Annotated in this window: 20 protein-coding genes and 2 pseudogenes; 15 read left to right on the forward strand and 7 right to left on the reverse strand. The window is 75.3% G+C overall.

Features of this window, described 5'->3' with window-relative positions:
• Positions 1-284: 284 nt before the first annotated feature.
• Positions 285-1388, forward strand: coding sequence for an XdhC family protein (locus tag ACFF45_RS25115; protein WP_381348719.1), 1104 nt, complete (start codon positions 285-287; stop codon positions 1386-1388).
• A 36-nt stretch (positions 1389-1424) separates the two neighbouring features.
• Here ACFF45_RS25115 and ACFF45_RS25120 read toward each other — a convergent pair whose 3' ends face one another.
• The 5 genes from ACFF45_RS25120 to ACFF45_RS25140 form a co-directional block, all read right to left on the reverse strand.
• Positions 1425-1925 carry a metallophosphoesterase family protein gene (locus tag ACFF45_RS25120; RefSeq protein WP_381348720.1) on the reverse strand — a complete coding sequence of 167 codons (501 nt, stop codon included), beginning with the start codon at positions 1923-1925 and terminating at the stop codon, positions 1425-1427.
• A gap of 49 nt (positions 1926-1974) precedes the next feature.
• Positions 1975-2154 carry a hypothetical protein gene (locus ACFF45_RS25125; RefSeq protein ID WP_381348721.1) on the reverse strand — a complete coding sequence of 60 codons (180 nt, stop codon included), beginning with the start codon at positions 2152-2154 and terminating at the stop codon, positions 1975-1977.
• Positions 2155-2319: 165 nt separating this feature from the next.
• On the reverse strand, positions 2320-2676 hold the full coding sequence (locus ACFF45_RS25130) for a DUF6479 family protein (protein ID WP_381348722.1): 357 nt from the start codon (positions 2674-2676) through the stop codon (positions 2320-2322).
• Positions 2677-2750: 74 nt separating this feature from the next.
• Positions 2751-3170 carry a CBS domain-containing protein gene (locus tag ACFF45_RS25135; protein ID WP_381348763.1) on the reverse strand — a complete coding sequence of 140 codons (420 nt, stop codon included), beginning with the start codon at positions 3168-3170 and terminating at the stop codon, positions 2751-2753.
• Positions 3171-3236: 66 nt separating this feature from the next.
• Positions 3237-5681 carry a SpoIIE family protein phosphatase gene (locus tag ACFF45_RS25140; RefSeq protein ID WP_381348723.1) on the reverse strand — a complete coding sequence of 815 codons (2445 nt, stop codon included), beginning with the start codon at positions 5679-5681 and terminating at the stop codon, positions 3237-3239.
• Positions 5682-5888: 207 nt separating this feature from the next.
• Here ACFF45_RS25140 and lanKC point away from each other — a divergent pair, with 207 nt between their 5' ends.
• The 4 genes from lanKC (at position 5889) to ACFF45_RS25160 (ending at position 12297) form a co-directional block, all read left to right on the forward strand.
• On the forward strand, positions 5889-8495 hold the full coding sequence (gene lanKC, locus ACFF45_RS25145; protein ID WP_381348724.1) for a class III lanthionine synthetase LanKC: 2607 nt from the start codon (positions 5889-5891) through the stop codon (positions 8493-8495).
• Positions 8496-8530: 35 nt separating this feature from the next.
• Complete coding sequence (locus ACFF45_RS25150) at positions 8531-8641, forward strand: SapB/AmfS family lanthipeptide (protein ID WP_381348725.1); 111 nt, start codon at positions 8531-8533, stop codon at positions 8639-8641.
• 81 nt (positions 8642-8722) lie between these two features.
• On the forward strand, positions 8723-10432 hold the full coding sequence (locus ACFF45_RS25155) for an ABC transporter ATP-binding protein (RefSeq protein WP_381348726.1): 1710 nt from the start codon (positions 8723-8725) through the stop codon (positions 10430-10432).
• Complete coding sequence (locus ACFF45_RS25160) at positions 10429-12297, forward strand: ATP-binding cassette domain-containing protein (protein ID WP_381348727.1); 1869 nt, start codon at positions 10429-10431, stop codon at positions 12295-12297. The genes ACFF45_RS25155 and ACFF45_RS25160 overlap by 4 nt, the downstream gene beginning before the upstream one ends.
• Here the strand turns inward: ACFF45_RS25160 and ACFF45_RS25165 are convergent.
• Positions 12220-12810: pseudogene (locus ACFF45_RS25165) on the reverse strand (LuxR C-terminal-related transcriptional regulator); the annotation flags it as partial. The gene ACFF45_RS25160 and the pseudogene ACFF45_RS25165 sit on opposite strands and share 78 nt — an antisense overlap.
• Positions 12811-13050: 240 nt before the next feature.
• On the opposite strand from ACFF45_RS25165, the pseudogene ACFF45_RS25170 reads away from it, so the two are divergent.
• The 10 genes and pseudogenes from ACFF45_RS25170 to ACFF45_RS25215 form a co-directional block, all read left to right on the forward strand.
• A pseudogene (locus tag ACFF45_RS25170) lies at positions 13051-13974 on the forward strand (PAS domain-containing protein); the annotation flags it as partial.
• Positions 13975-14637: 663 nt separating this feature from the next.
• The gene (locus tag ACFF45_RS25175; RefSeq protein WP_381348728.1) at positions 14638-14853 is read left to right on the forward strand and encodes a type A2 lantipeptide; all 216 of its coding nucleotides are present in this window, start codon (positions 14638-14640) and stop codon (positions 14851-14853) included.
• A 92-nt stretch (positions 14854-14945) separates the two neighbouring features.
• Positions 14946-15752: an HlyD family efflux transporter periplasmic adaptor subunit gene (locus tag ACFF45_RS25180; RefSeq protein WP_381348729.1), complete on the forward strand. Its 807-nt coding sequence runs from the start codon at positions 14946-14948 to the stop codon at positions 15750-15752.
• Entirely contained in the window at positions 15749-17971 is a 2223-nt protein-coding gene (locus ACFF45_RS25185) for an NHLP family bacteriocin export ABC transporter peptidase/permease/ATPase subunit (RefSeq protein ID WP_381348764.1), read from the forward strand. The genes ACFF45_RS25180 and ACFF45_RS25185 overlap by 4 nt, the downstream gene beginning before the upstream one ends.
• A gap of 1 nt (position 17972) precedes the next feature.
• Positions 17973-20789: an NHLP bacteriocin export ABC transporter permease/ATPase subunit gene (locus ACFF45_RS25190; protein WP_381348730.1), complete on the forward strand. Its 2817-nt coding sequence runs from the start codon at positions 17973-17975 to the stop codon at positions 20787-20789.
• Between the two features lie 108 nt (positions 20790-20897).
• Positions 20898-21905 (forward strand): Ppx/GppA family phosphatase, encoded by a 1008-nt coding sequence (locus tag ACFF45_RS25195; protein WP_381348731.1) that lies wholly within the window; start codon positions 20898-20900, stop codon positions 21903-21905.
• 75 nt (positions 21906-21980) lie between these two features.
• Complete coding sequence (locus ACFF45_RS25200; RefSeq protein WP_381348732.1) at positions 21981-22178, forward strand: hypothetical protein; 198 nt, start codon at positions 21981-21983, stop codon at positions 22176-22178.
• 428 nt (positions 22179-22606) lie between these two features.
• On the forward strand, positions 22607-23620 hold the full coding sequence (locus tag ACFF45_RS25205; RefSeq protein WP_381348733.1) for an iron-containing redox enzyme family protein: 1014 nt from the start codon (positions 22607-22609) through the stop codon (positions 23618-23620).
• Positions 23621-23635: 15 nt separating this feature from the next.
• On the forward strand, positions 23636-24295 hold the full coding sequence (locus ACFF45_RS25210; RefSeq protein ID WP_381348734.1) for a HemK2/MTQ2 family protein methyltransferase: 660 nt from the start codon (positions 23636-23638) through the stop codon (positions 24293-24295).
• Positions 24276-24488, forward strand: a complete 213-nt coding sequence (locus ACFF45_RS25215) for a CDGSH iron-sulfur domain-containing protein (protein ID WP_381348735.1) — start codon at positions 24276-24278, stop codon at positions 24486-24488. The genes ACFF45_RS25210 and ACFF45_RS25215 overlap by 20 nt, the downstream gene beginning before the upstream one ends.
• A gap of 154 nt (positions 24489-24642) precedes the next feature.
• On the opposite strand, the gene ACFF45_RS25220 is transcribed toward ACFF45_RS25215, so the two are convergent.
• A complete protein-coding gene (locus tag ACFF45_RS25220) occupies positions 24643-25077 on the reverse strand; it encodes a subtilase-type protease inhibitor (RefSeq protein ID WP_381348736.1) in 435 nt (144 codons plus the stop codon).
• Positions 25078-25312 lie beyond the last annotated feature (235 nt).

The following is a 25312-nucleotide window of genomic DNA, read 5'->3' on the forward strand; positions in this document are numbered from 1 at the left end:
GGGCCACGCGGGAGGCGGCCACCGGCGGCGGGCGGGGCGCTGGGCGCGCGGATCCGCGGGGAGGACGGGTGGGGCCGGGTGGTGGCGGGGCGGGGGCTGCGGCGCCGAGCCGCGGCCGCCCCTGCACGACGGGTGCTCCGGCCGGTTCGGCGGGACGTTCGACGGGAGCGGGACGCGGCGCGCACGGGTGGCCTCTCCCGATGTGACGGCCGGTCGGGTGCCGTGCGGCGAAGGGCGGGGCGGCGCGGCCCTGGAGAAACGCCCGACCGTGGGAGGGTCGAGGCATGCGTGACATCCTTCCGGCGCTGCACCGCTGGTACACGGCCGGGGTCCCGTTCGGCCTGGCCACCGTGGTGGAGGTGAGCCGCAGCGCGCCCCGCGAGCCGGGGACGGCCATGGCGGTGGGCCCGGACGACGAGGTGGTCGGCAGTGTGTCGGGGGGCTGCGTCGAGGGGGCGGTGTTCGAACTCGCCCAGGACGTGGTGGCGAGCGGCGCGGCACGGCTGGAGACGTTCGGGTACGGTGACGCGGACGCGTTCGCGGTGGGACTCACCTGCGGCGGCGAGATCACCGTGCTGGTCCGGCCGGTCACCCCCGAGTCCGACCCCTCGTTCGGGGCGGTCGCGAAGTCCGTCCTGGCGGGCCGCCCGGTGACGGTGGCGACGGTGACCGGCGGGCCGGCGCCGCGCGGGGCCGCGCTCGCCGTCTGGCCCGACCGGGTGGCCGGCACGCTCGGCGCGAGCGGCCTGGACGCGGCGGTCACCGCCGACGCGCGCGGCGAACTCGCCCTCGGCGCCACCGGTCTGCGGCACTACGGGCCGCACGGGGAGCGGCGCGAGGACGACGTTGCGGTGTTCCTGCACTCCTTCGCGCCGCCGCCGCGGATGCTGGTCTTCGGCGCGATCGACTACGCGGCGGCGGTGGCCCGGATCGGTGACTTCCTCGGCTACCGGGTCACCGTCTGCGACGCCCGCCCGGTCTTCGCCTCGCCGCAGCGCTTCCCGCCCGGCGTGGAGGTGGTCGCCGACTGGCCGCACCGCTATCTGCGCGGCACCGCGACGGACGAGCGCACGGTGATCTGCGTGCTGACGCACGATCCGCAGTTCGACGTGCCGCTGCTGGAGGAGGCCCTGCGCCGGCCCGCCGCGTACGTCGGGGCGATGGGCAGCCGCCGTACCCACCGGGAGCGCGCCGAGTACCTCGCCGAGGCCGGGCTCGGCGCCCGGGAGCTGTCCCGGCTGCGCTCGCCGATCGGGCTCGACCTCGGTGCCAGGACCCCGGAGGAGGTGGCCGTGTCGGTCGCCGCGGAGATCGTGGCCCTGCGCTGGGGCGGCAGCGGGGCGCCGCTGACGGTGACGGAGGGCGCCGTCCATCCGCCACCGCGGTGAAGGGCACCGTGCCGGGGGCGCCCGGCGTCGGCCGGATCAGCGCCGTGGCAGCCGGTGCAGGGTCACGTCCGTGAGCCGGCCGCCGGTGACGGTGGCGGTCATGCAGGTGCAGTGGGGCTGGCGCCGGCGGTCGGTCGGGGAACCGGGGTTGAGCAGCCGCAGCCCGGTGGCGGCCGTGGTGTCCCAGGGGATGTGGCTGTGGCCGAAGACCAGCACGTCCAGGTCGGGGAAGCGGGCGGCGCAGCGGGCCTCGCGGCCCTGGGCGGGGCCCGTCTCGTGGACGGCGCCGAAGCGCAGGCCGCCGAGCTCGGCGTAGGCCACCTCGGGGAGCCGGGCGCGCAGGTCCGGGCCGTCGTTGTTGCCGTACACGCCGATGAGCCGGCGGCAGCGGCTCTCCAGCAGGTCGAGGGTGGCCGTGTCGACCCAGTCGCCGGCGTGGAAGACCACGTCGGCGTGCGGGAGCAGGGCGAGCAGGGGGTCCGGCAGCACCTTGGCGCGCTTGGGCAGGTGGGTGTCGGACATCAGCAGCAGGCGCACGCACCCAGCGTAGGGCGGGGGCGCGGCGGAGGCCGGGCCACGCGGGTGCTCAGTCCTCACCCCGCACGATGTTCCCCTCCGGGGCGGAGTGCGGGGCCCGTGGTCCGTCCGGGCTCTCCACGGCCGGGAGCCAGGTGCGCAGTTCGCTCCTCAGGCGCAGCCGCCGGGCTGTGGACCAGCCGGTCTCCGGGCGGCGGACGACGGGTTCGTCACTGGTGGACGTGGTCACGACGCGACCTCTTCCTTCTGTGTCTCCTCGGGGTGCGTACGGTTCGTCGCACAGCCGCGGGGCTCGCACGGCTCGTGACGTCTGTACGGCGCTCGCGCGGCCCGTACGGCTGTGTCGAACTGGTGACCGAGTCCCCGTGTCCGCCACCGGCAAACGGCGTGCCGGTCAGGCGCCGCCGGGACCGCCGCTGCCGAACGAACCGCTCGACCCGCTGTCCCAGCGGGGCCGGCGCTGGTCCCCGCTGCGCGTGCCGCCGGAGGGCCGGAGGGTGTGCGGGGTGAGCCGTTCGTCCCCGGCCACCTCCTGCGGGGTGCGCTGCTCCCGGGTCTCGTGGACCGCGCCGGAGGCCGGCAGCGTGGGCTGCTCGTCGGGCCGGGGGCGCCGGGGCTCGCGCTTGCGGACCTTGATGCCGAGCAGCACGGCCCAGATCAGCACCGCGGTGACGACGACGCCACCGAGGAGCACGGCGACGAACCCGGCGGCGGAACCGGCTGCGGCTACTTCGTAAGCGGTGAGGTTCATGCGCTTGCGAGTACCCGGTCACGGCCGGTGAATGACTCCCGTCGAGCGGCGGCGTCCGGCACGCCGGACGCCGGCTAGATGTTGGGCTTGGCCACGCTGATGTCCCCCAGCGCCGACTCCGGGTCACGCTCCATCGCCAGGTCGCCCAGGGAGACGATGCCCACCGGGTGGTCCTCCTCGACGACCGGGATGCGGCGCACGGCGTGCTCGCGCATGAGCTCCACCGCGTGGTCCAGCTCCTCGTCGGGCCGTACGGTGATCAGGTCGCCGCTGCACGCGGCGGCCACGGTGATCTCGTCGGGGTCGCCGCCGTCGGCGAGCGACCGCACCACCAGGTCGCGGTCGGTGACCAGGCCGCGCAGGTGGTCGCCGTCCGTGACCAGGACGGCGCCGAGGTCCTGGTCGCGCATGATCCGGGCGACCGCCGCGACGGAGGTCTGCGGTTCGACGGTCACCGGGTCGCCGGTCATGATGTCGCGCACGTACTGGGCCATGACGTTTCTCCTCATCTGCTGTTCCTCGGCCCCCGGGTACCCGGTGCGGGCGGGTCGGCACGCGGGTCAGCGGTCCAGGAGGAGTTCGCTCCACACCTGTTTGCCGCCGCTGACCGGCACCGTGCCCCAGAGCGCCGACATGGCCTCGACGAGCAGCAGGCCGCGGCCGCCGGTGGCCTCCCAGCCGATGCTGGTGGGCTTGACGGGGGTGCGCGGCGAGGTGTCGGCCACGGCGACGCGCAGCCGGTCGCCGACGAGCGTGAGGTCGAGGCGGACCGGTCCGTCGGTGTGCACCAGGGCGTTGGTGACCAGTTCCGAGACGACCAGCAGGACGGCGTCGGCGGGCGCGTGCACGCCCCAGACCCGCAGGGTGCGGCGGGTGAAGCGGCGGGCGTGCCGGACCGCCTCCGGAACCCGCCACACCGTCCAGGTCTCGCGCCGCGGGCGCACCGCCATGCCGTCGTAGCGCATCAGCAGCAGCGCCACGTCGTCACCGCGGTGGGCGTCGTCGAGCAGGCCGTCGGCGACCGGGCCGAGGTGCGCGGGGTCGGAGGCGGCGAGCCGGCCGGCGAAGTCCGCCATGCCCTCGTCGATGTCGGTCTCCGCGCTCTCGACCAGGCCGTCGGTGGTCAGGGCGAGCAGGGTGCCGGGCTGGAGCCGCAGCGGGCTCATCGGGTAGTCGGCCTGGGTCATCACGCCGAGCGGCGGGCCGCCCTCGATCTCGGCGATGCGGGTGGTGCCGTCGGGGTGGCGCAGCACCGGGGGCGGGTGCCCGGCGCGCACGCACCAGGCGGAGCCCTCCTCCATGTCGACGTCGACGTAGACGCAGGTGGCGAAGAGGTCGGTCTCCATGTCGACGAGCAGCCGGTTGGCGTGCGAGACCACGACGTCGGGCGGGTGGCCCTCGACCGCGTAGGCGCGCAGGGCGGTGCGCATCTGCCCCATCAGGGTGGCGGCGCCCGCGCTGTGGCCCTGGACGTCGCCGATCACGAGGGCCACGTGGTGGTCGGGCAGCGGGATGACGTCGTACCAGTCGCCGCCGACCTCCAGGCCGGCCGTCGCGGGCAGGTAGCGGGCGACGGCGACCGCGCCGGGCAGTTCGGGCAGGCGGCGCGGGAGGAGCTGGCGCTGGAGCATGCCGACCAGTTCGTGCTCGGCGTCGAAGGCGCGGGCACGCATCAGGGCCTGTCCCGCCAGGCCGGCGGAGGCGGTGAGCAGGGCGCGTTCGTCGGGGCCGAAGTCGTGCGGGTGGTCCCAGCCGATCAGGCAGGCGCCGGCCATCCGGCCCCCGGCGGGCAGCGGCAGCACCGCGAGGCCGCCGGGGCCGACCTCGGCGAGCGCGGGTTCCAGGGCGGTGCCGGCGGGCCAGATCTGGGCGCGGCCGTCGCGCAGGGCGGCGGCGAGGGTGGGCATGGCGCGCACGGGCGCGTCGGGCCATTCGGAGCGCCACTCCAGGCGCCACAGCTCGGGCCAGGCCTCCGGCTGGGGCGGGTCGAGCACGGTGACGACGAGCCGGTCGTGCTCCAGTTCGGCGAGGGCGATCCGGTCGGCCTGCAGCGGCCGGCGCAGCGCGGCGACCACGGCCTGGCTGACGTCGCGGACGGTGCCCGCGGTGGCCAGGGCGGCGGCCAGCCGCTGCACGCGGGCCACGTCGGTGACGTCCGAGCGCAGCGTGGAGGCGTCGTCGACGGTGCCCGACAGCCGGGCCCGTGCGCCCTCGCCGGCGGGCAGCAGCCGGCCGCGCAGCCGGAGCCACCTGGGTGGCCCGGTGGGCCGGAGCACCCGGAACTCCAGTTCGCGCTCGCCGATCGTCATGTGGCCGGCCTCCACGACGGACATCAGTGACGGCACGTCCTCCGGCACGGTGCGGCCGAGCAGCGTCTCGACCTTGCCGTCGAACGCGTCCCGGGCGAGCCCGAACAGTTCCAGGACGCCGTCGCCGACCTCCACCCGGCCGGTGTCCATGGCCAGGCTGAACGCGCCCGGCGTCAGCGCGCCGCCCGTGGCGGGCGCGGCGGGCGCGGGGGCGGCGACGGCGTCGGCGACCAGTTCCAGGCACCTGCGGTCCTCGGAGTCGAAGCCGTCCCGCCGCTCGCTCACGGCGAGCAGGCAGCCGGCGCCGCCGTCGTGCCGGGTGGGCAGCGCGGCCAGCGAGAAGTCCGTCGCGGCGGTGCGGCGGGTCTCCACGCGGCCGGCCGGCTCCCCCGGGCCGAGCCACACGGGGCGTCCGCTGTGGTGGGCGTCGGCCACCGGGGAGTTCCCGGCCCGCCGGTAGCCGTCGCGCAGTCCGTACAGGCTTCTGGGCACGCCGGCCGAGTCGGCCAGGCACAGCAGTTCGCCGTCCTCGCCGGGCGTGTAGACGGCGGCGAACGTCGCCCGGGCGAAGACGAGCGCCTGTTCGAGCAGGCGGCGCCCGCGGTCCGGGGAGTCCGGCTCGGCCAGGAGCGCCGCGAGGGCCTCCTCGGCACGCGGCACCCTCGCCCTGCGCCCGGCAACGCCCTCACTGACCACGTCCGTATTACAGCGCTGATGACTGCCGCGCGCAGCCCTGTGAACGCGCGGTGACCGCCGAACGGCCGAGCGGCGGGGAGGGGACGCTCGAAACAGGTCGAACAGGTTTTTACGTATGCGTACCGCACGGCCGTCTCGTGACAGCCGTGACTGTCCGGGACCGTCCGCCGGCTGGAAGGCTCGTTGCCGGTCACGGAGGGGGAGGGCATGGACAAGCGGTACGAGGTGTACGCGCTGGCGGACAGCCACTTCTACGACACACCGGACCGGCTCGGCGGCGGCAGTGAGCCCCTGTTCGAGACGGCCCGCCGCCCGGCGCCGGAGGGCTGGACGACGGCGCGCGTCGGCGACTGGCTGGTGCTGACGCCGTCCGGCCCGGACGGCCGTCCCGCGGCCGGGCCCGCCCAGGGCTGGAAGATCCACGCCTCCGCCACCCGGGCGGACGCGGACCGGATCGCGGCGATCGTGTGGGACTACTGCGTGCCCCGCCGCATCCCGTTCAAGTTCGTCCCGGGCCCCCACCTGCTGCACCTGCGCAACACCAAGTACGCCCCGCGCGACGGCAGCGGCAAGTTCGTCACCCTCTACCCGGCCGACGAGGAGCAGCTGCACCTGGTCCTGCGCGAGCTGGGCGACCTGCTGCGCGGCTTCGAAGGGCCGTACATCCTCACCGACCTGCGCTGGAACGACGGTCCGCTGTACGTGCGCTACGGCGCCTTCGCGCGGTCCTTCGTCGTCGACGAGCGCGGCTCATTGGTGCCGGCGGTGCGCGACGGGGAGGGCCGGCTGGTCCCGGACCGGCGGGCGCCGTCCTTCCAGGTCCCCGACTGGGTGACGCTGCCCGCCTTCCTGGAGCCGCAGCTGGCGGCCCGCAACACCACCACGGTCGCGGACCTGCCGTACCGGATCGAGAAGGCGCTGCACTTCTCCAACGGGGGCGGGGTGTACGTCGGCACCGACACCCGCGACGGGCGCAAGGTGGTGCTCAAGGAGGGCCGGCCGCACGCCGGGCTGGCCGCCGACGGCGCGGACGCCATCGCGCGGCTGGAGCGGGAGAAGGACGCCCTGGAGCGGGTGGCGGGCACCGGGGTGGTGCCCGAGGTGCGCGACTGGTTCACGCTCGGCGACCACCGGTTCCTGGTCATGGACTTCGTCGAGGGCCGCCCGCTGAACTCCTTCTTCGCCGAGCGGCACCCGTTGCTCGGCCCCGACCCGGACCCGCGGGCCGTCGCCGACTACACGGCGTGGGCGCTGCGCGTCCACGGGGCGGTCGAGCGGGCGGTGCAGGCGGTGCACGCGCGCGGGATCGTCTTCAACGACCTGCACGTCTTCAACATCATGGTGGGGCCGGACGAGGAGACCGTCCACCTGATCGACTTCGAGGCCGCGGCGCCCGTCAGCGAGAACGGCCGCCAGGTCGTCGCCCACCCGGGTTTCTTCGCGCCGCCGGACCGCCGGGGCGCGGACGTCGACCGCTACGCGCTGGCCTGTCTGCGGCTGGCCCTGTTCCTGCCGATCACCACGCTGTTCGTGGTCGACCGGGGCAAGGCCGCCCACCTGGCGGACGTCATCGCGGAGCAGTTCCCCGACGTGCCCAGGGCCTTCCTGGACGAGGCGGTCGCGGAGATCACCCGGGGGGCCGCCCGGCCCGCGGCGTCCACGCCGCTCGTCCGGCCCGGGGACTGGCCGCACAGCCGCGACTCGATGGTGAAGGCGATCCTCGCCTCCGCCACCCCCGACCGCACCGACCGGCTCTTCCCCGGCGACATCACCCAGTTCTCCGACGGCGGCGGCCTCGGCCTCGCCCACGGTGCCGCCGGTGTGCTGTACGCGCTGGCGCAGACCGGCGCCGAACGCTACGAGGAGGGCGAGCGCTGGCTGCTGGCCCGCACCGACCCGCCGCCGCTGGGCACGCCGCTCGGCCTGTACGACGGGCTGGCGGGTGTCGCCCTGGCCCTGGACCGGCTCGGGCACCGTGAGCGGGCCGTGGACCTGATCGACGTGGTGCTGCGCGAGCGGTGGCAGAAGCTCGCCTCCGACCTGCACGGCGGGCTGGCCGGCCTGGGCCTGGTCCTGGGCCATCTCGCGGAGACCACCGGCGAGCGGCGGCTGGCCGAGCGGGCCGACGAGGCCGCCCGGATCCTCGTGGAACGGCTCGCCGAGCCGGTGCCGGACACCCCGCGCCGGCGGGCCGGGCTGCTGCGCGGCATGAGCGGGCCGGCGCTGTTCCTGCTGCGCCGCCACGAGCGGACCGGCGAGCCGGGGCTGCTGGCCGCGGCCGGGACGGCGCTGCGCCGGGACCTGGACTGCTGCGTCGTGCAGAAGGGCGGCTCCCTGGAGGTCGACGAGGGCTGGCGGACCATGCCGTACCTCGGCGACGGCAGTGTGGGCCTGGGCATGGTCCTCGACGACTACCTCGCCCACGCCGCCGACGAGACCGGCGAGTTCGAGCGTGCCCGGGCCGGCATCCTCACCGCGGCCGCCTCCCGCTTCTACGCGCAGCCCGGACTGTTCCAGGGCCGCGCCGGGATGGTCCTGCACCTCAGCCGCACCACCGCGCCGGGCGCCGCCCGCGAACGGCTGGACGCACAGGTCGCCGGGCTCGGCTGGTACGCGATGGCGTACCAGGGCCAGCTCGCCTTCCCCGGCCACCAGATGATGCGGCTGTCCATGGACCTCGCCACCGGAACGGCGGGCTGCCTGCTCGCGCTCGGCGCCGCCCTCGGCGACCCGGCCGCGGCGCACCTGCCGTTCCTGCCGCCGCCGGGCCGGCGGCCCTCACAGACGCGGCTCCGCGATCCGTCGGAGTCGTGACACCACCCCGTCCCCATGGATGAAAGGACACGAAGATGGCACTGCTCGACCTGCAGACGATGGAGTCCGAGGAGTACACCGGCGCCCAGAGCACCCTGAGCCTGCTCTCCTGTGTGAGTGCGGCGAGCATCGCGCTCTGCCTCTGATCTCCGGCACCCCGCGGCTCCGGGCGGCCACTCCCGCGAGGGAGGGGCCGCCCGGGGTCCGTCCACGAGGCGGTCGCTCCCATGGCAGGACTGACGACGCGGCCGGACGCAGGCGCCCCGGACCTGCTGCGCCCGGCCGGACGGCACAGCGGGGCGCGGTGCGTGGCGCTGGGCCTGGCGGGCACGGCCGCCACCGGGGCGGGCCTGCTGCTGCCCGCCGCGCTGGGCCGGGCCCTGGACACCCTGCTGGCGGGCGGCCCCGCCACCGGCTGGGTGCTGTGCTGCGCCGCGCTGGTCCTGCTGACCGCCGTGCTGGACGCCGCCGAGACGGTGCTCACCGGGACCGTGGACGCGCGCACCACCGCCTGGCTGCGACGCCGGGTGAGCGAGCGGATGCTGGCACTGGGGCCCCGGGCCGCGACCCGGTTCGGGTCCGGCGAACTCGTCGCGCGGATCGTCGGCAACGCGGCCGAGGCCGGGACCGCGCCGGGCGCCCGCGCCGCCCTGCTGGCGGCGTGCGCCGGGCCGCTGGGCGGCGTGGTGGCGCTGGCGCTGATCGACTTCCGGCTGACGGCGGTGCTGCTCGTCGGGGCACCGGTGCTGGCGCTCCTGCTGCGCTCCCTGGCCCGTGACACCGCCGAGTGCGCCACCGACTACCAGCGCGCGCAGGGGCGGATCGCGTCCGCGCTCGCCGAGGCGGTCGCCGGCCACCGCACCATCGCCGCGGCCGGTACCGCGGACCGGGAGGCGGCACGCGTGCTGCGGCCGCTGCCCGAGCTGGCCCGCGCGGGCCACCGCATGTGGCGGGTGCAGGGGCGGGCCGCCGGCCGGGCCGTCGCCGTGGCGCCGCTGCTCCAGCTGGGCGTGGTCGCCGTCGCGGGCGTCCTGCTCGCCCGGCACCGGCTGTCGGTCGGCGAGGTGCTGGCCGCCGCGCGGTACGCGGTCCTCGCCTCGGGCGTCGGCGTGCTCGTCGGCCGGCTGTCCGGCCTGGTCCGCGCCCGTGCCGCCGCCGGCCGCCTCGCCGAGGTGCTCGCACGGCCCGCCCCCGCCCACGGCACGCGCCCGCTCCCGCCCGGCCCCGGCCGCCTGCGGATGCGCGGCGTCACCGCCCGCCTCGGCGACCGCACCGTCCTCGACGGCGTCGACCTCGACGTGCCCGGCGGCACCACCCTCGCCGTGGTCGGCCGGTCCGGCACCGGCAAGTCCCTGCTCGCCGCGCTCGCCGGGCGCCTCGCCGACCCGGACGCCGGCGAGGTGCTGCTCGACGGCGTGCCACTGCGCGACCTCACCCACCCGGAGCTGCGCAGCGCCGTCGCCTACGCCTTCGAACGCCCCGCGCTGCTCGGGACGACGGTCGAGGACACCCTCGCGCTCGGCCTCTCCTCCCCCGGCCCCGACCGGATCCGCGAGGCCGCCCGCACCGCCCGCGCCGACGGCTTCGTGCGCCGGCTGCCGCGGGGCTACGCCACGCCGGTCGCCGACGCCCCCCTCTCCGGCGGCGAGGCCCAGCGCCTGGGCCTGGCCCGCGCGTTCGCCCACGGCGGCCGGCTGCTGATCCTCGACGACGCCCTGTCCAGCCTCGACACGGTCACGGAGCAGCAGATCACGCGGGCCCTGACGGCCCGGCGCCGCACCACCCGGCTCGTCGTCGCGCACCGCGCCGCCACGGCGGCCCGCGCCGACGCGGTGGCGTGGCTGGACGGCGGCCGGCTGCGGGCGGTGGCCGGCCACGCGGAGCTGTGGCGGGACCCGGAGTACCGGGCGGTCTTCGGCGACGGGGGGCGGGCGTGAGCGGGCACGAGCGCTCCGGCGGGCCGGTCCGGCGGGGGCTGCGGTTCCTGGCGGCCCGGTGGCGGGTGCTGGTGCGGCTCGGGGCGTGGTCGGTGCTGGAGACGGCGCAGACGTTCCTCGTGGGGTACGCGCCGGCGCGGGCGCTGGACGCAGGCTTCCTGGCGGGACGTACCGGTACCGGGCTGGCGTGGCTCGCGGTGGCGGCCGTGGGGGTCGTGGCCGGGGCCTACGGGACCGGCCGGGTGTACCGGGCGGTCGCCGACCTGGTCGAACCGCTCCGGGACCGGCTCGTCGAGCGGGTGGTCGCGCGCGGAGTGCGGGAGGCGGACGGCGGGGCGCTGTCCCGGCTCACCCAGCAGGTGGAGATCGCCCGGGACACCTTCGCCGGCCTGGTGATGGTCTCGCGCTCGTTCGTGTTCACCACCGTGGGCGCCCTGATCGGCCTGTTCTCGCTCGCGCCGGCCCTGCTGCCGGTGGTGGCGGTGCCCCTGGCGGCCGGGCTCGGCCTGTTCCTCGCCTCGCTGCGGCCACTGGCCCGCCGGCAGGAGGCGTTCCTCACCGCCGACGAGGCTCTCGCCGGGCACCTGGGCGCCGTCTGCCCGGGGCTGCGGGACGTCACGGCGGCCGGCGCGGAGGCGCGGATCGCCGCGGACGTCGGGGAGCGCGTCGACGCCGAGCTGCGCGCCGCCCGCTCGCTGGCCCGCTGGTCCGTGCTGCGGGTGGCGGCCCTCGCGGTCGGCGGCCAGCTGCCGGCCGTGCTGCTGCTCGCCGCGGCGCCGCTGCTGCTCGACCGCGGCGTCACCGCCGGCGCCCTGGTCGGCGCGCTCGCCTACGTCACCCAGTCCCTGCTGCCCGCCCTGCGCGACCTGGTCCACGGCCTGGGCACCAGCGGCTCCCGCCTGGTCGTCGTCCTGCGCCGCCTCACCGCGCCGGCACGGCCCGCGAGCGGGACGGGCACGCCCGTGCCGCCCCCGGCCCGGCGGGGCGGCACCCGGCCGTCCCCCGCCCTCGCCGTCTCCTCCCTGACGTTCGCCTACGGCCCCGCCGGCACCCCGGTGATCGACGGCCTCGACCTCACGCTGCCCGCCGGTTCCCGGCTGGCCGTCGTCGGCCCCAGCGGCATCGGCAAGTCGACGCTCACCGCCCTGGTCGCCGGCCTGCTCACGCCGCGGCACGGCTCGATCCACGTCTGCGGGCACCCCGTTCCCGGACCGGCGGCGGCCGCCCGGCGGGTCCTGATCCCGCAGGAGGCCTACGTGCACGGCGGCACCCTCGCCGAGAACCTGGGCCACCTCCGGCCCGAGCCGGTCCCGGAGGAGGAACTGCTCGCCGCGGCCGAGGCGGTAGGGCTCGCGCCCCTGCTCGACGCGCTCGGCGGGCCGGACGCCGTGGTGGATCCGGCCGCGCTGTCGGCGGGTGAGCGCCAGCTGATCGCGCTCACCCGGGCCTACCTGTCGTACGCGCCGCTCGCCCTGCTGGACGAGGCGACCTGCCATCTGGACCCGGAGGCGGAGGAGCGCGCGGAGCGGGCGTTCGCGGCCCGGCCGGGCGGGACCCTGGTGGTGGTCGCCCACCGCCTCGGCTCGGCCCGCCGCGCCGACCGGGTGCTGCTCATGGACGGGCCGCGGACCGCCTGCGGCAGCCACGACGAGCTGGTGCGGCGCTCACCGGCGTACCGCGCGCTCGCCGGCGGCCGGCCGCCGTCACAGCCAGCCCTCGCCGCGGGAGATGCGGATCGCGTCGACCCGGTTGCGGGCCCCGGTCTTGCGGGTGATGGCCGCCATGTAGTTGCGCACCGTCCCGTGGGACAGGTGCAGGCTCCCCGCGATCTCCGCGACGGAGGCGCCCTCGGCGGCCAGGGCTAAGACGCTCAGCTCTCTTCGGGTCAGCGGCATCTGCGCCGCCTTGAGGAACCCGAACCCCAGCGAGTCGTCGATGAAACGATCCCCCTTCGCCACCCTGCGGATCGCGCGGACCAGCCGCTCGGGCGAGCCCGCCTTGTCGACGTAGCCCAGCGCGCCCGCCTCGATGGCCCGTCTGAGCAGGCCGGGGCGGTTGCCGTTGGCCAGTACCAGCAGCCTGGGCGGCGTGCGCCCCGGACCGCCGGTGGTCAGCTCGCCGAGCGGCGGCATGCCGTCGTGGTCCTCGCGGTCCAGGTCCGCCGCGCAGACGTCCGGCTGCACGGACCGCAGCCGGCCGGCCGCGCCGGACCAGGGGGTGTCGTAAACCCCCAGGTCAGGTTCGCGGCGCAACCAGTCCGCCAGGATGGATCGCATCAGACACGCCTCGTGCACCAGAAGTACCCGGATCACCGATGTTCCTTCCACTTGCCGTCGCCGGTCATGGCCTTGAGCGCGTGCCCCATTCTTGGCCGACATCGCCTCACCGGGGGACGGAAATCCGGCCAACGGGATGCGCGGGGGCGCGCGAGCTCCGCCCGTGCTCCACCACACGCATCGACTTCGGGGGCATGGCTCGGGAAGGTCGGGGTATGTAGTGGTTTTTCCCCGTAGCCGCCGGTGCCCCGCCGTTGGGGCGCTCGCCGCGCTCGCCGCGCGCGGCGGGCCGGAGCGAGGGAGATTTGAGCCCTGGGACTCGTCCCGCGGCGCTGCGAGGAGGTGGTCGGCGTGCCCGACGGTCAGGCGCCGGCGCCGCGCGAGGCGCCCTCGAGCGGCCCCCTGATGTCGCTGGCGCTGGCCACGATGATGGACGGCGTCAACGCCCACGCCGGTGCGGTCTACCTGATGAACCCCGACGGCTCCGTCCTGGAGATGGCGGTGATGGCGGGGATGCCCCGGGCGTTCGCGGCGCCCTGGGAGCGGGTCGGGGTGGGCGCCCCCATTCCGGTCGCCCAGGCGGTGCGCGACCGGCGGCTGGTCTGGGTGGGCGGCGAGGAGGACATGGCGCGCCGCTATCCGCGCGTCGCCGTGGTCCTGCCCTACGCCTTCGCGCTCGCCGCGCTGCCGGTGGCGACCGCCACCCAGGTGTACGGGGCGGTCTTCGTGACCTGGCCCGGTGCCCATCCGCACCAGCTGACCGACCGGGAACGGGAGCACCTGACCGCGGCCTGCGAACGGCTCGCCGTGCGGCTGGAACGGGCCGCGCAGGAGAGCCGCCCGGTGCTCCCCGAGGCCGACCTGCTCGCCGCGCCGCCGACCGGGGGCGTGGCCGGCGCGCTGGGTTCGGTCGAGGCGGCGCGGATGGCGGCGCGGCTGCCGTACGGGCTGTGCTCGCTGGATCTGCACGGCCGGATCACCTACGCCGGCCCGGCCGCGGCCACGCTGATCGGCGTCCCCACCAGCCCGCTGCTCGGTACCCAGCTGTGGGCGGCCGTGCCGTGGCTGAACGATCCCGTGTACGAGGACCGGTACCGGGCCGCGCTGCTCAGCCAGCAGAGCACCTCGTTCGTGGCGCTGCGCCCGCCGGGCGACTGGCTGTCGTTCCGGCTGTACCCGAGCCGGACGGGGCTGAGCGTCCGGGTCGGCAGGGCGCGGCCGGTGGCGGCGGTCGCCCCGGGCCCGGCCGGGCGCGGCCGGTCCCCCCGGGGGCGGGTTCGGCGCGGGCGGGGACGCGGGTGCGGGGGGTGGGGTGCGGGCCTGCGGCCGGGTGCTGGGGGCGGCGGCCGTGTTCTTCGCGCCGTCCCGGGACGCGTCGGCGTGGGGCAGGCGTTCGCCGACGTTTCCCTGCCGGAGGGAGGGACGGGCGACCTGGCGGCCCACGCGGGCACCGTCTATGCACGACTGGGCCGATACAGCCGGTGATTGATCAACAACGCTCCGCTTCGGACAGTGAGTGGAATCCTCGCTTCAGCGAATCTGCACATCCACCACTCACCGAGGTCACCGGTCCCCGGGGTTCTGCACATGCGCGCGCCCCGGGGCACGCCTTTGGGGCGGGAGTGCCGGATTCGCCGACCGGGCGGCAAGAGGCGGGCGCGCGGCGATGCCGGGCGGCGTGTGAAGAAGTCGGCGACAAGCCGTGCGCACACCTGCACGGTTGACCGCCCCTGTGACGCAAGTGCCCTGGTGGGGCCGGTGATTGATTGGAAGCCCACGGTCGCCGCGTGCTTTGATCCATCGCACCGCGGGGTCCGCGGAGGGCTCCTCGGCCAGGGGCGCCCGGCGCCCGTGGTCGCGGCCGTCCATCTGTCCCCAGAGGGGGCCGCTCCCCCCTTGTGAAATTGCCATACGAAGGGAAGTTCCATCATGAACTCCACCCCCCAGTTCGAGACCGTTGAGATCTCCGACGCCGAGCTCGACAACGTCTCCGGCGGCCTCTCCGTGAACGCCGTGAGCACCGTCGTCGGCGTGGTGGACGGCGTCGCCCCGGTCTCCGGCCTGGTCAACACGGTCGTCGGTACCGTCGAGGGTGTCACCGGCCTGAACACCGCTCCGGTCACCCACCTGGTCGCCGGTCTCTGATCGCACACCAGTACCGCTGAGTCCCGGAGCCGTTCGCCGGCTTCGGGACTCTTCGGATGCCGTCACCCAGTCCACCCGGTGAGGGAAGATCCGTGCAGTTCCGCCAACAGGCCCTCGCCAAGCTCCAGTCGCCCGAGGAGCTCGACCTCCCGGTACGTCTCGCCCGCCCGCAGGGCTGGCTCGTGCTGTCGGTGACCGTGGTCGCGATGGCCGCCGCGTCCGTGTGGGCCGTGACCGGTTCGGTCACCTCCACCGTGAGCGCGCCCGCCATCCTCACCCACGGCGAGGGCAGTTACGTCCTGCAGAGCCCGGTCGCGGGCCAGGTCACCGCGATCCTCGCCGAGGAGGGCGAGCGGCTTCCCGCGAACTCCCCGCTGCTGAGGGTGCGCACGAGCGGGGGCGAGACCGTCGTCCGCACGATCGCGGCCGGCCGCCTCACCGCGCTCGCCGCCACGATCGGCCAGATCATCGCGACCGGCGCGAACGTCGCCGCCGTCGAGAAGGTCGCCGGCGCGGACGACCCGCTGTACGCCACGGTGTACGTCCCCGCCGAGAACGCCGGCTCCATCCCCGCGAACGCGGCCGTGGACCTGACCGTGCAGACCGTTCCGGCCCAGGAGTACGGCGTCCTGCGCGGCCACGTGCAGTCGGTGGACCGCTCCCCGCAGTCACCGCGGGAGATCGCCGCGTTCCTCGGCGACAGCCAGCTCGGCGAGCAGTTCACGAAGGACGGCCGCCCGGTCGCCGTCCTGGTCCGCCTCGACGAGTCCGCCGGCACGAGGAGCGGCTACCGGTGGTCCTCCGCCGGCGGACCGCCGTTCCCCCTCACCTCCATGACGATGGCCACGGGCTCGATCCGGCTGGCCGGCCAACGTCCCGTCGATTGGCTGCTGCCGTGACCGCCGCCGCCCCCGAGACCCGGGGCCGCCGCCGCGCCGCCCCGCCCGGACGCACCGTCCCCAAGGGCCGCCGCCGCGCCGTCCGCACCCCCACGGTCCTGCAGATGGAGGCCGTCGAGTGCGGCGCCGCCTCCCTCGCCATGGTGCTCGGCCACTACGGCAAGCACGTCCCGCTGGAGGAGCTGCGCATCGCCTGCGGCGTCTCCCGCGACGGCTCGCGCGCCAGCAATCTGCTGAAGGCGGCGCGCGGCTACGGCCTGACCGCCAAGGGCATGCAGATGGACCTGGCCGCGCTCGCCGAGGTCAAGGCGCCGGCGATCCTGTTCTGGGAGTTCAACCACTACGTCGTCTACGACGGCGTGGGCCGCCGCTTCGGACGCCGGGGCGTCTTCGTCAACGACCCCGCCAAGGGCCGTCGTTTCGTGCCGATGGAGGACTTCGACGGCAGCTTCACCGGCGTCGTCCTGACGCTGGAGCCGGGGGACGGCTTCACGCGCGGCGGACGCAGGCCGGGCGTCTGGGGCGCGATGCCCGCCCGGCTGCGCGGCACCGCCGGCACCCTGCCCGCCGCCGTGCTGGCGAGCCTGCTGCTGGTGTTGGTCGGCGCGGCCGTGCCCGCGCTCGGCCGGACCTACATCGACACGTTCCTGATCGGCGGGCAGACCTCGCTGCTGGACGTGCTGTTCGCCTCCATGGGCGCCTGCGTGCTGCTGACGCTGGTGCTGACCTGGTTGCAGCAGGCCAACCTGCACCACGGCCGCATCATCTCCTCGACGCTGTCCAGCGCGCGCTTCCTGCGGCACCTGCTGCGCCTGCCGGTCACCTTCTTCTCCCAGCGCAGCCCGGCCGACCTGGTGCAGCGCCTGCAGTCCAACGACGCGGTGGCCGAGACGCTCGCCCGCGACCTGGCGGCGGCGGGGGTGGACGCGGTGGTCGTGGTGCTGTACGCCGTGCTCCTCTACACCTACGACCCGCAGCTCACCTTCGTCGGCGTCGGCGTGGCGCTGCTGAACATCGTCGCCATGCGGGTGGTGATCCGGCTGCGCGCGACCCGGACGGCCAAGCTGCGCGCGGACCACGCCCGGCTCACCAACACCGCGTACACCGGTCTGCAGCTGATCGAGACGATGAAGGCGACCGGCGGCGAGGACGGCTACTTCCGCAAGTGGGCCGGACAGCACGCCACCACGCTGGAGGAGCAGCAGCGGCTCGGTGTGCCGAGCGCCTGGCTGGGCGTGGTCGCGCCGACGCTGGCGACGCTGAACAGTGCGCTGATCCTGTGGATCGGCGGCATGCGGGCGATCGAGGGCCACATCTCGGTCGGCCTGCTGGTCGCCTTCCAGGCGCTGGTCACCCGGTTCACCGCCCCGCTGACCCGGCTGAACGGCGTCGCGGGCCGCATCCAGGACTTCGCGGCGGACGTGGCCCGGCTGAAGGACGTGGAGAACTTCCGCACCGACCCGCTGTACGACCGCGCGGGCGGCGACTCCACCCGGCGCCTGCACGGCCACGTCGAGCTGGAGGACGTCACCTTCGGCTACAGCCCGCTCGACAAGCCCCTGCTCACCGGCTTCGACCTGACCGTCGGGCCGGGCCGGCAGGTGGCGCTCGTCGGCGGCTCGGGCAGCGGCAAGTCGACCGTCTCCCGGCTGATCTCGGGTCTGTACACGCCCTGGGAGGGCGTGATCCGCATCGACGGGCAGCGGCTGGAGGACATCCCGCGCGGCGCGCTCGCCGCCTCCGTCTCCTTCGTCGACCAGGACGTGTTCCTGTTCGAGGGCTCGGTGCGGGACAACGTGGCGCTGTGGGACCCGTCCGTCCCGGACGAGGCGGTGGTGGAGGCGCTCAAGGACGCGGCGCTGCACGACGTCGTGACGCGCCGGCCCGGCGGCATCCACAGCCGGGTCGAGCAGGACGGCCGCAACTTCTCCGGCGGGCAGCGCCAGCGTCTGGAGATCGCCCGGGCGCTGGTGCGCCGGCCCAGCATCCTCGTGCTGGACGAGGTGACCAGCGCGCTCGACGCCGAAACGGAGCTGGTCGTCATGGACAACCTGCGCCGGCGCGGCTGCGCCTGTGTGGTGATCGCGCACCGGCTCAGCACCGTGCGGGACAGCGACGAGATCGTCGTACTCCAGCACGGCGCGATCGTGGAACGGGGCCGGCACGACGAGCTGGTGGCACGCGGCGGCGCCTACGCGGCGCTGGTCAGGGAGCGGTGAGATGACGACCGTGCACGGCGACGACTACGTCCTCGGTGCGCTCGGCTCGGTGGGCACGCCCGTCGACTGCGCCGGGTCCGGCCGGCTGGACCTGGCGGGGCCGCAGGTGCTGTGGCTCGTCGCGGCGGGCGCCCTCGACCTGTTCGCGGTGGACGCCGCCCAGCAGGGCCACTGGCACCACCTCGGCCGGCTGGAGGCGGGCACGCTGCTGCTCGGGCCGGTCGCGGGCCCGCAGCACACGCTGGTCGCCCGCCCGGTCCGGGACTGCGTGGTGCGCCGCATCGGGCTGCGCGAGCTGTACCAGCCGGCGCGGACGCAGACGTGGTCGTACGACGAGTACGGCGACCCGCGGTACGTCCCGCCCACGACGAGCCCGCTGGAGTACGCCCTGGCGCTCGGCGTCGGGCGCGGGCTGTCGGTCCTCTTCCAGGCGCCGACGGCGGGTGAGCGGGCCGCCGAGATGACCGACGACGACGTGTTCTGGATGCAGGTGCCGCCCGGCAGCGTCCAGTACGGCTCGCTGTACGGCGCGGAGGCCGCCGCCGACCTGCTGATGGACCCGGCCCTGTGGCAGGGCATGGTCGACCAGCAGTACCGCCTGCTGACCACCCTGGACCGCTGGATCGAGCAGCTGGAGCGCACCCACGAGACGCGCACCGCCGCCGGGATCAGGGCCGGTGAGCAGGTCCGCGCGCAGGCCGACCGGACGCTGCTCGCCGCGATCGGCAGGACGTCCGCCCAGCGCACCACCGCCGCCGACGCGGACGCCACGTACGCCGCGTGCAGGCTGGTCGCCGCCGCGGCCGGGATCCGGCTCGCCGACCCCGGGCACGGCGGCGCCGAGAGCGACCGGCTCGACCCGGTCGAGCGGATCGCGCTGGCCTCGCGCGTGCGGACCCGCGCGGTACGCCTGGACGGCGGCTGGTGGCGGGAGAACGTGGGTCCGCTGGTGGGCCGGCGGGCCCTGTCGGGGGCGCCGGTCGCGCTGCTGTGGCGGCGCGGCGGCTATGTGGCGGTGCATCCGGCGACCGGACGCGAGACGCCGGTCGAGAAGGCCAACGCGCCGGAGTTCGAGCCGCGCGCGGTGATGTTCTACCGGCCGCTGCCCGAACGCCCGCTGGGTCCGCTCGGGTTGCTGCGGTTCTGCCTGCGGGGCACCCGCGGCGATGTGGCCGGGCTGCTGCTCAGCGGGCTGGTCACGGTGGCGATCGGCGCGCTGGTGCCGATCGCCACCGGCAAGGTGCTCGGCGAGTTCGTGCCGAAGGCGCAGGCGGGGCTGATCGCGCAGGTCTGTCTGGCGGTGATGGTCAGCAGCGTCGTCGCGGCGGCGTTCATGCTGCTGCAGAACATGACCATCCTGCGCCTGGAGGGCCGGATCGAGGCGACGCTCCAGCCGGCCGTGTGGGACCGGCTGCTGCGGCTGCCGACCACGTTCTTCACCGGCCGGTCCACGGGGGAACTGGCCAGTGCGGCCATGGGCATCAGCGCGATCCGCAGGCTGCTCGCGGGCGTCGGCCCGACCGTCGCCCAGTCGGTGACCGTCGGCGCGATGAACCTGGGGCTGCTGCTCTGGTACAGCGTCCCGTTGGCGCTGGCCGCCATGGGCATGCTCGTCGTGATCGCCGCCGTCTTCCTCGGGCTCGGACTGTGGCAGGTGCGCTGGCAGCGGCGTCTGACCGTGCTCACCAACAAGCTGAACAACCAGGCCTTCCAGACCTTGCGCGGCCTGCCCAAGCTGCGCGTGGCGGCGGCCGAGAACTACGCCTACGCCGCCTGGGCGGCCGAGTTCGCGCGCAGCCGCGAGCTCCAGCAGCGCCTGGGGCGGATCAAGAACCTCACCACGGTGCTCGGCGCGATCTACCTGCCGCTGTGCTCGCTGCTGATGTTCATGCTGCTCGCGGGCCCGGCGCGGGGCTCGATGTCCGCCGCCGACTTCCTCGCCTTCAACACCTCGGTGACGATGCTGCTCACCTCCGTCACCCAGATCACCGGCGCGTTCGTGTCGCTGGTGGCGGCGCTGCCGCTGTACGAGGAGATCAAGCCGGTGCTCCGGGCGACGCCGGAGGTACGTACGGCCAGCACCCGGCCGGGCCCGCTCTCCGGGGCCGTGGAGGCGCGGCGGTTGTCGTTCCGGTACTCCGACGACGGGCCGCTGGTCCTGGACGACGTGTCGTTCGAGGTGCGGCCGGGCGAGTTCGTGGCGGTGGTCGGGCCGTCCGGCTGCGGCAAGTCGACCCTGCTGCGGCTGCTGATCGGCTTCGACAGGCCGCTCTCCGGGAGTGTGCTCTACGACGGTCAGGACCTGGCCGCGCTGGACCAGTCGGCCGTGCGCCGGCAGTGCGGGGTGGTGCTCCAGCACGCGCAGCCGTTCACCGGTTCGATCCTGGACGTCATCTGCGGCACCGAGCCGTACACGCCGGAGGAGGCGATGGCGGCGGCCGAGCTGGCGGGGCTCGCCGAGGACATCCGGCGGATGCCGATGGGGCTGCACACCATCGTCGCGGGCAACGGGGCGATCTCCGGCGGCCAGCGGCAGCGGCTGATGATCGCCCAGGCGCTGATCCGGCGGCCGCGCATCCTCTTCTTCGACGAGGCGACCAGCGCCCTGGACAACGAGACGCAGCGCAAGGTCATCGAGAGCACCAAGGCCCTCCAGGCCACCCGGATCGTCATCGCCCACCGGCTGTCGACGGTGCTGGACGCCGACCGGGTCATCGTGATGGAGGACGGCAAGGTCGCCCAGCAGGGACCGCCGGCGCAGCTGCTCGCGGACACCGGCGGCCGGCTGCACGAGCTGGTGCGGCGGCAGTTGGCGTAGCCCGCCGCCGTGCCGCGTCCGGCGGCCTTCCGGCGCACGGGCGCACTCCGGGCGGCGCACGGGGGCCGGGACACTTGAAGTGCGGTCCGACCGGGTACCCGCCTGGCCATGCGAATCAGCGTGGTGGACGTGGGATCGAGAACGGTCCGGCTGGTGGTGGCGGACGCGGAGGGCGGCGTGCCGCTGCCGGTCCATACCGCCAAGTGGCGGCTGCGCCTGTGCGAGGACGTCAAGCCCGGGGAGGCGATCCCGGAACCGGCCGTCGAACGGCTGGCGGAGGCGGTCGCCGAGGCGAGCCGTGCGTCGGCGCGGTGGGGCGCGGCGGGTCCGCTGGCCTTCGCCACGACGGTCGTGCGCGGCGCCCCGAACCGTCTTGAGGTGCTGCGCACCGTGCGGTCCCGGACCGGGGTGGAGCTGTGCACCCTGCCCGGCGAGCTGGAGGCCGAACTGACGTTCCTCGGCGCGCGGCGCTGGATGGGGTGGCGGTCGGGACCGCTGGCCCTGCTGGACATCGGCGGCGGCTCCCTCGAAGTGGCCTTCGGCCGGGGACGGCTGCCGGACTTCGTGGCCTCGCTGCCGCTCGGCGCGGGACGGCTGACCCACGAGTTCTTCGGGGAGCAGGACCCGCCGTCGCCCGAGCAGGTGCGGGCGCTGCGCCGCAAGGTCAGGCACCAGCTGCGGGACGTCGGCGCGCGGATCCGCTGGGAGGGGCCGCGGTCGGCGGTGGTCACCTCGCGGACCTTCCAGCAACTGGGCCGGCTGTGCGGCGCGGTGCCGGGGCGGGAGGGGCCCTTCGTCGACCGGCAGGTGCGGCGCGCGGACCTCAGGGCGGCGGTGACCCGGCTGGCCGCGCTGCCCGCCGCCGAGCGGGCGCTGCTGCCCGGCATCTCCGCGCCGCGCGCCGCGCAGAGCCTGGCCGGGGCGGTGATCGGGCACACGGCGATGAAGGTGACCGGGCTCAAGACGGTCACCGTGTGCCCGTGGGCGATCCGCGAGGGCGTCCTGCTGCGGCACATCGAGGAGGGCGCGGGCTGGTGGGCGGAGGTCTGCCGGCTCAGCGCGGAGACCGCGCCGCCGGACCCGGTACCGCTGCGGATCGCCACCGCCACGTCCTGACGCCACCGCGTCACTCACGTCGCCCGCGTCACCCGTCCGGAGGCCTGCGTCACCCACCCGGAGAAAGGATTCACCGTGACCGAGCACGGCGACGACGGCAAGCACTCCGACAAGCGCCCCGAGCACGCCGAGCACGCCGAGACGGCCGGCGAGGAGGTGCTGCGCGAGATCCGTGACGCCGGGCACCGCACCGAGGAGTCCCCCGAGGAACGCCGGCACCGGGAGGCCGGGGAGGCGATCACGCCCGACACCGGAGCCCAGGAGCACTCCTAGGGGGACTGACGGTCGTCCGAGGGGCGGGGCGCCGGGGGCGGCGCCCCGCCGGCCTCACCCGGGCGGTGCCCCACCGGCCGCGCCGCCGGGGCCCGGGCCACCCCGGTCGGGCTGGCCGCCATCGCGCGGCCCGTGCGGTGGGACCAGTCGCGGCCACGCTCGTGGTCGAGGTAGCCGGGGCCGGGGCGGCCCGCGCGTCACCCCCCGGCGCGATGTCCAGGTCGACGGCGCGCACTCCCCCGACCTCCACGTCGTCCTTCCGCAGCCGCTCGACCACGCCCCGGGCCGGGGCGTCCGTGTCGGAAGGCTCGGGGGACGGCTTGAGTGTGCGGTTGATCACGAGTGCCTTCACGGGACTCAGGGGACACCCCGGGGGGCCCGGTGCCGGCCGGTGGGACAACCGGCGTCACCCGGGTACTCGGTCCCGCATGACGCACGACCACCATGAACCACAGCTGCCCCCCGCCCGCGGACCCCTGTCCGCCGCGGTCATGGGGTACCTCCGGGGCGCGGGCCCGCTGCCCGACCCGGCCGGGGCCGCGAGCGCGGCCCCGTACGGCGACGACCTCCAGCTCGCCCTCTACCTCTGCTACGAGCTGCACTACCGCGGTTTCGACGGCGTGCCCGCGGCCCGCGAGTGGGACCCCGGCCTGCTGCGCGTCCGCGCCGCGCTGGAGGACCGCTTCCTGTCCGCCCTGCGCGCCGACACCCCGGTCCACGACAGCGTCGAGGACGCCCTGGCGGAGATCCTCGTCGAACCGGTCGACGGCACCGGCGTCACCCACTTCCTGCGGGACAAGGGCGAGCTGTGGCAGCTGCGCGAGTACGCGGCCCAGCGCTCCCTGTACCACCTGAAGGAGGCGGACCCGCACGCCTGGGTACTGCCCCGGCTGTGGGGCAGGGCGAAGGCGGCGATGGCGGCCGTGGAGTTCGACGAGTTCGGCGGCGGGCGGCCCGACCGCGTCCACGCGCGTCTGTTCGCCGACCTGATGACGGACCTGGACCTGGACACGGCCTACGGGCGCTACCTCGACGCGGCCTGCGCCGAGACCCTCACCACGGTGAACCTCATGTCCCTGTTCGGCCTGCACCGGTCACTGCGGGGCGCCCTGGTGGGCCACTTCGCGGCCGTGGAGGTCACGTCGTCGCCGGGTTCCCGGCGGCTCGCCGAGGCCATGCGGCGCACCGGCGCGGGACCCGCCGCCGAGCACTTCTACGACGAGCACGTGGAGGCCGACGCGGTGCACGAGCAGGTCGTACGGCAGGACGTGATCGGCGGCCTGCTGGCCGACGAGCCGTGGCTCGCGCCCGACATCGCCTTCGGCATCGACGCCACCGGGTTCGTCGAGGACCGCCTCGCCGAGCGGCTGCTCACCGAATGGCGGGAGGGCAGGACGTCACTGCGCACTCCACTGACGTCCGAAACCTCCCTTATTTCCTGAATGCGGGGGTACTTGATGGCCGTGAATCCTCTGGTTCCCCCCGGCGTCTACACGCCCCAGGAAGACACCGCCCTGCTGGCCGAGGCCCTGGCCGAGGAGCCGCTCCCACCGGGCGCCGAGGTGCTCGACGTGGGCACCGGCACCGGTGCGCTGGCGCTGAGTGCCGCGCGGCGCGGCCTGCGGGTGACGGCCGTCGACGTCTCGTGGCGGGCGGTGGCCGCGGCCCGGGTCAACGCCTGGCGGTCCGGCTTGCAGCTGCGCATCCGGCACGGCAACCTCTTCGACCCCGTGCGCGAACGTAAGTTCGACATGATTCTGGCCAATCCGCCCTACGTGCCGTCCCCGGACGGCGACGCGCGGCCGCGCGGTGCGGCCCGGGCGTGGGACGCGGGCCACGACGGGCGGCTGGTGCTGGACCGGATCTGCCGGCAGGCGCCCGCCCTGCTGCGCCCGGGCGGGGTCCTGCTGATCGTCCACTCGGCCCTCAGCGGGCCGGAGCGGACGCTGGAGCTGCTGCGCGGGGCCGGTCTGAAGTCGAGCGTGATCCGCCGCAGCCGGATCGCCTTCGGTCCCGTCCTGCGGGAGCGGCAGGACTGGCTGCGGCAGCGGGGGCTGCTGTCCGCCGCCGAGAACAAGGAAGAACTGGTGGTCGTCCGTGCCGAACTCCCCGACTGACCCCCCGCGCCGGATCACCGTCCGGCACCGCGGTCCCCTGCTGGTGGAGGGACCGGTGGAAGTGGAGCTGGAGGACGGTACGACCGTCTCCTCGGACCGCTTCCGGGTCGCCCTGTGCACCTGCCGGCGCAGCCGCCGGTACCCCTGGTGCGACACCAGCCACCGGGATAGGGCGCGACGGCCGGACGAGTGATCCCGGGGGAACGAGTGATCCCAGGGGTCGGCGGGCGGCCCCACTCCGCCCGGCCGACCCCTGGGGCGGGATCCCAGGGCCTCCACGCCGACGGCCCGCACTCCCCAACTGCGGGTCGTTCGCGGCACGCGCGCAGGCCATGCGATCCCGGTCCTCAGAACGTGAAGAGGCTCGCCCCGTACGAGTTCTTCACGCATTCATTGGCGAACGTGCGCTCATGGGAGACGTACTGGCCCTGCCACACGCCGTCGACCCGGACGACCACGGGGTCGTACTCCCGGGTGCACCACACGCCGGGCCGGCTCTCCAGGGCGTCGAGGTTCCCGTCGGCGCCGCGCAGTTCGGCACAGGCCGCGACGGCGTTCGGATGCGTCCCGGCGGCCCGGGGAGCGCAGCTGAGGGTCACGGCGCGCTCGGGGGTGACCGTGGCCGAGCTCTCGCCGTGGCCCGTGGTGAGCACCAGGGCCGACGGGGCGTGGAGCGCGGCGGGGCCGGTGGCCGGGTCGGCGTGCGCGGCTCCGGTCAGGGGCCCGCAGACGGCGGCGGCCGTGAGGCCGAGGCGTGCTGCCCAGCGCGCGGGGTTCCGCATGGTGTGCATCCTTCCGCTCGATCGGACGGGTCACCGGACCGGGCGTCTCGGTGGTGTCCGACCGGCGAGCGCGAGTCTGCCGAGTCCGCCGCCGAATCTCACCTCCACCCCATGTGTTTCAGTAACATTGCGTATTGAATCAGTGGCGTGAAGTCACGGGATTCGAACGTTACAATCGCCTCCCGGCGCGGCCCTTGATCGCCCGACGCAACTTGATGGCCGGATGTGTGCGGTT

Origin of the sequence: Streptomyces cinereospinus, from assembly GCF_042430725.1 — a bacterium.
Taxonomy (GTDB): Bacteria; Actinomycetota; Actinomycetes; order Streptomycetales; family Streptomycetaceae; genus Streptomyces; species Streptomyces cinereospinus.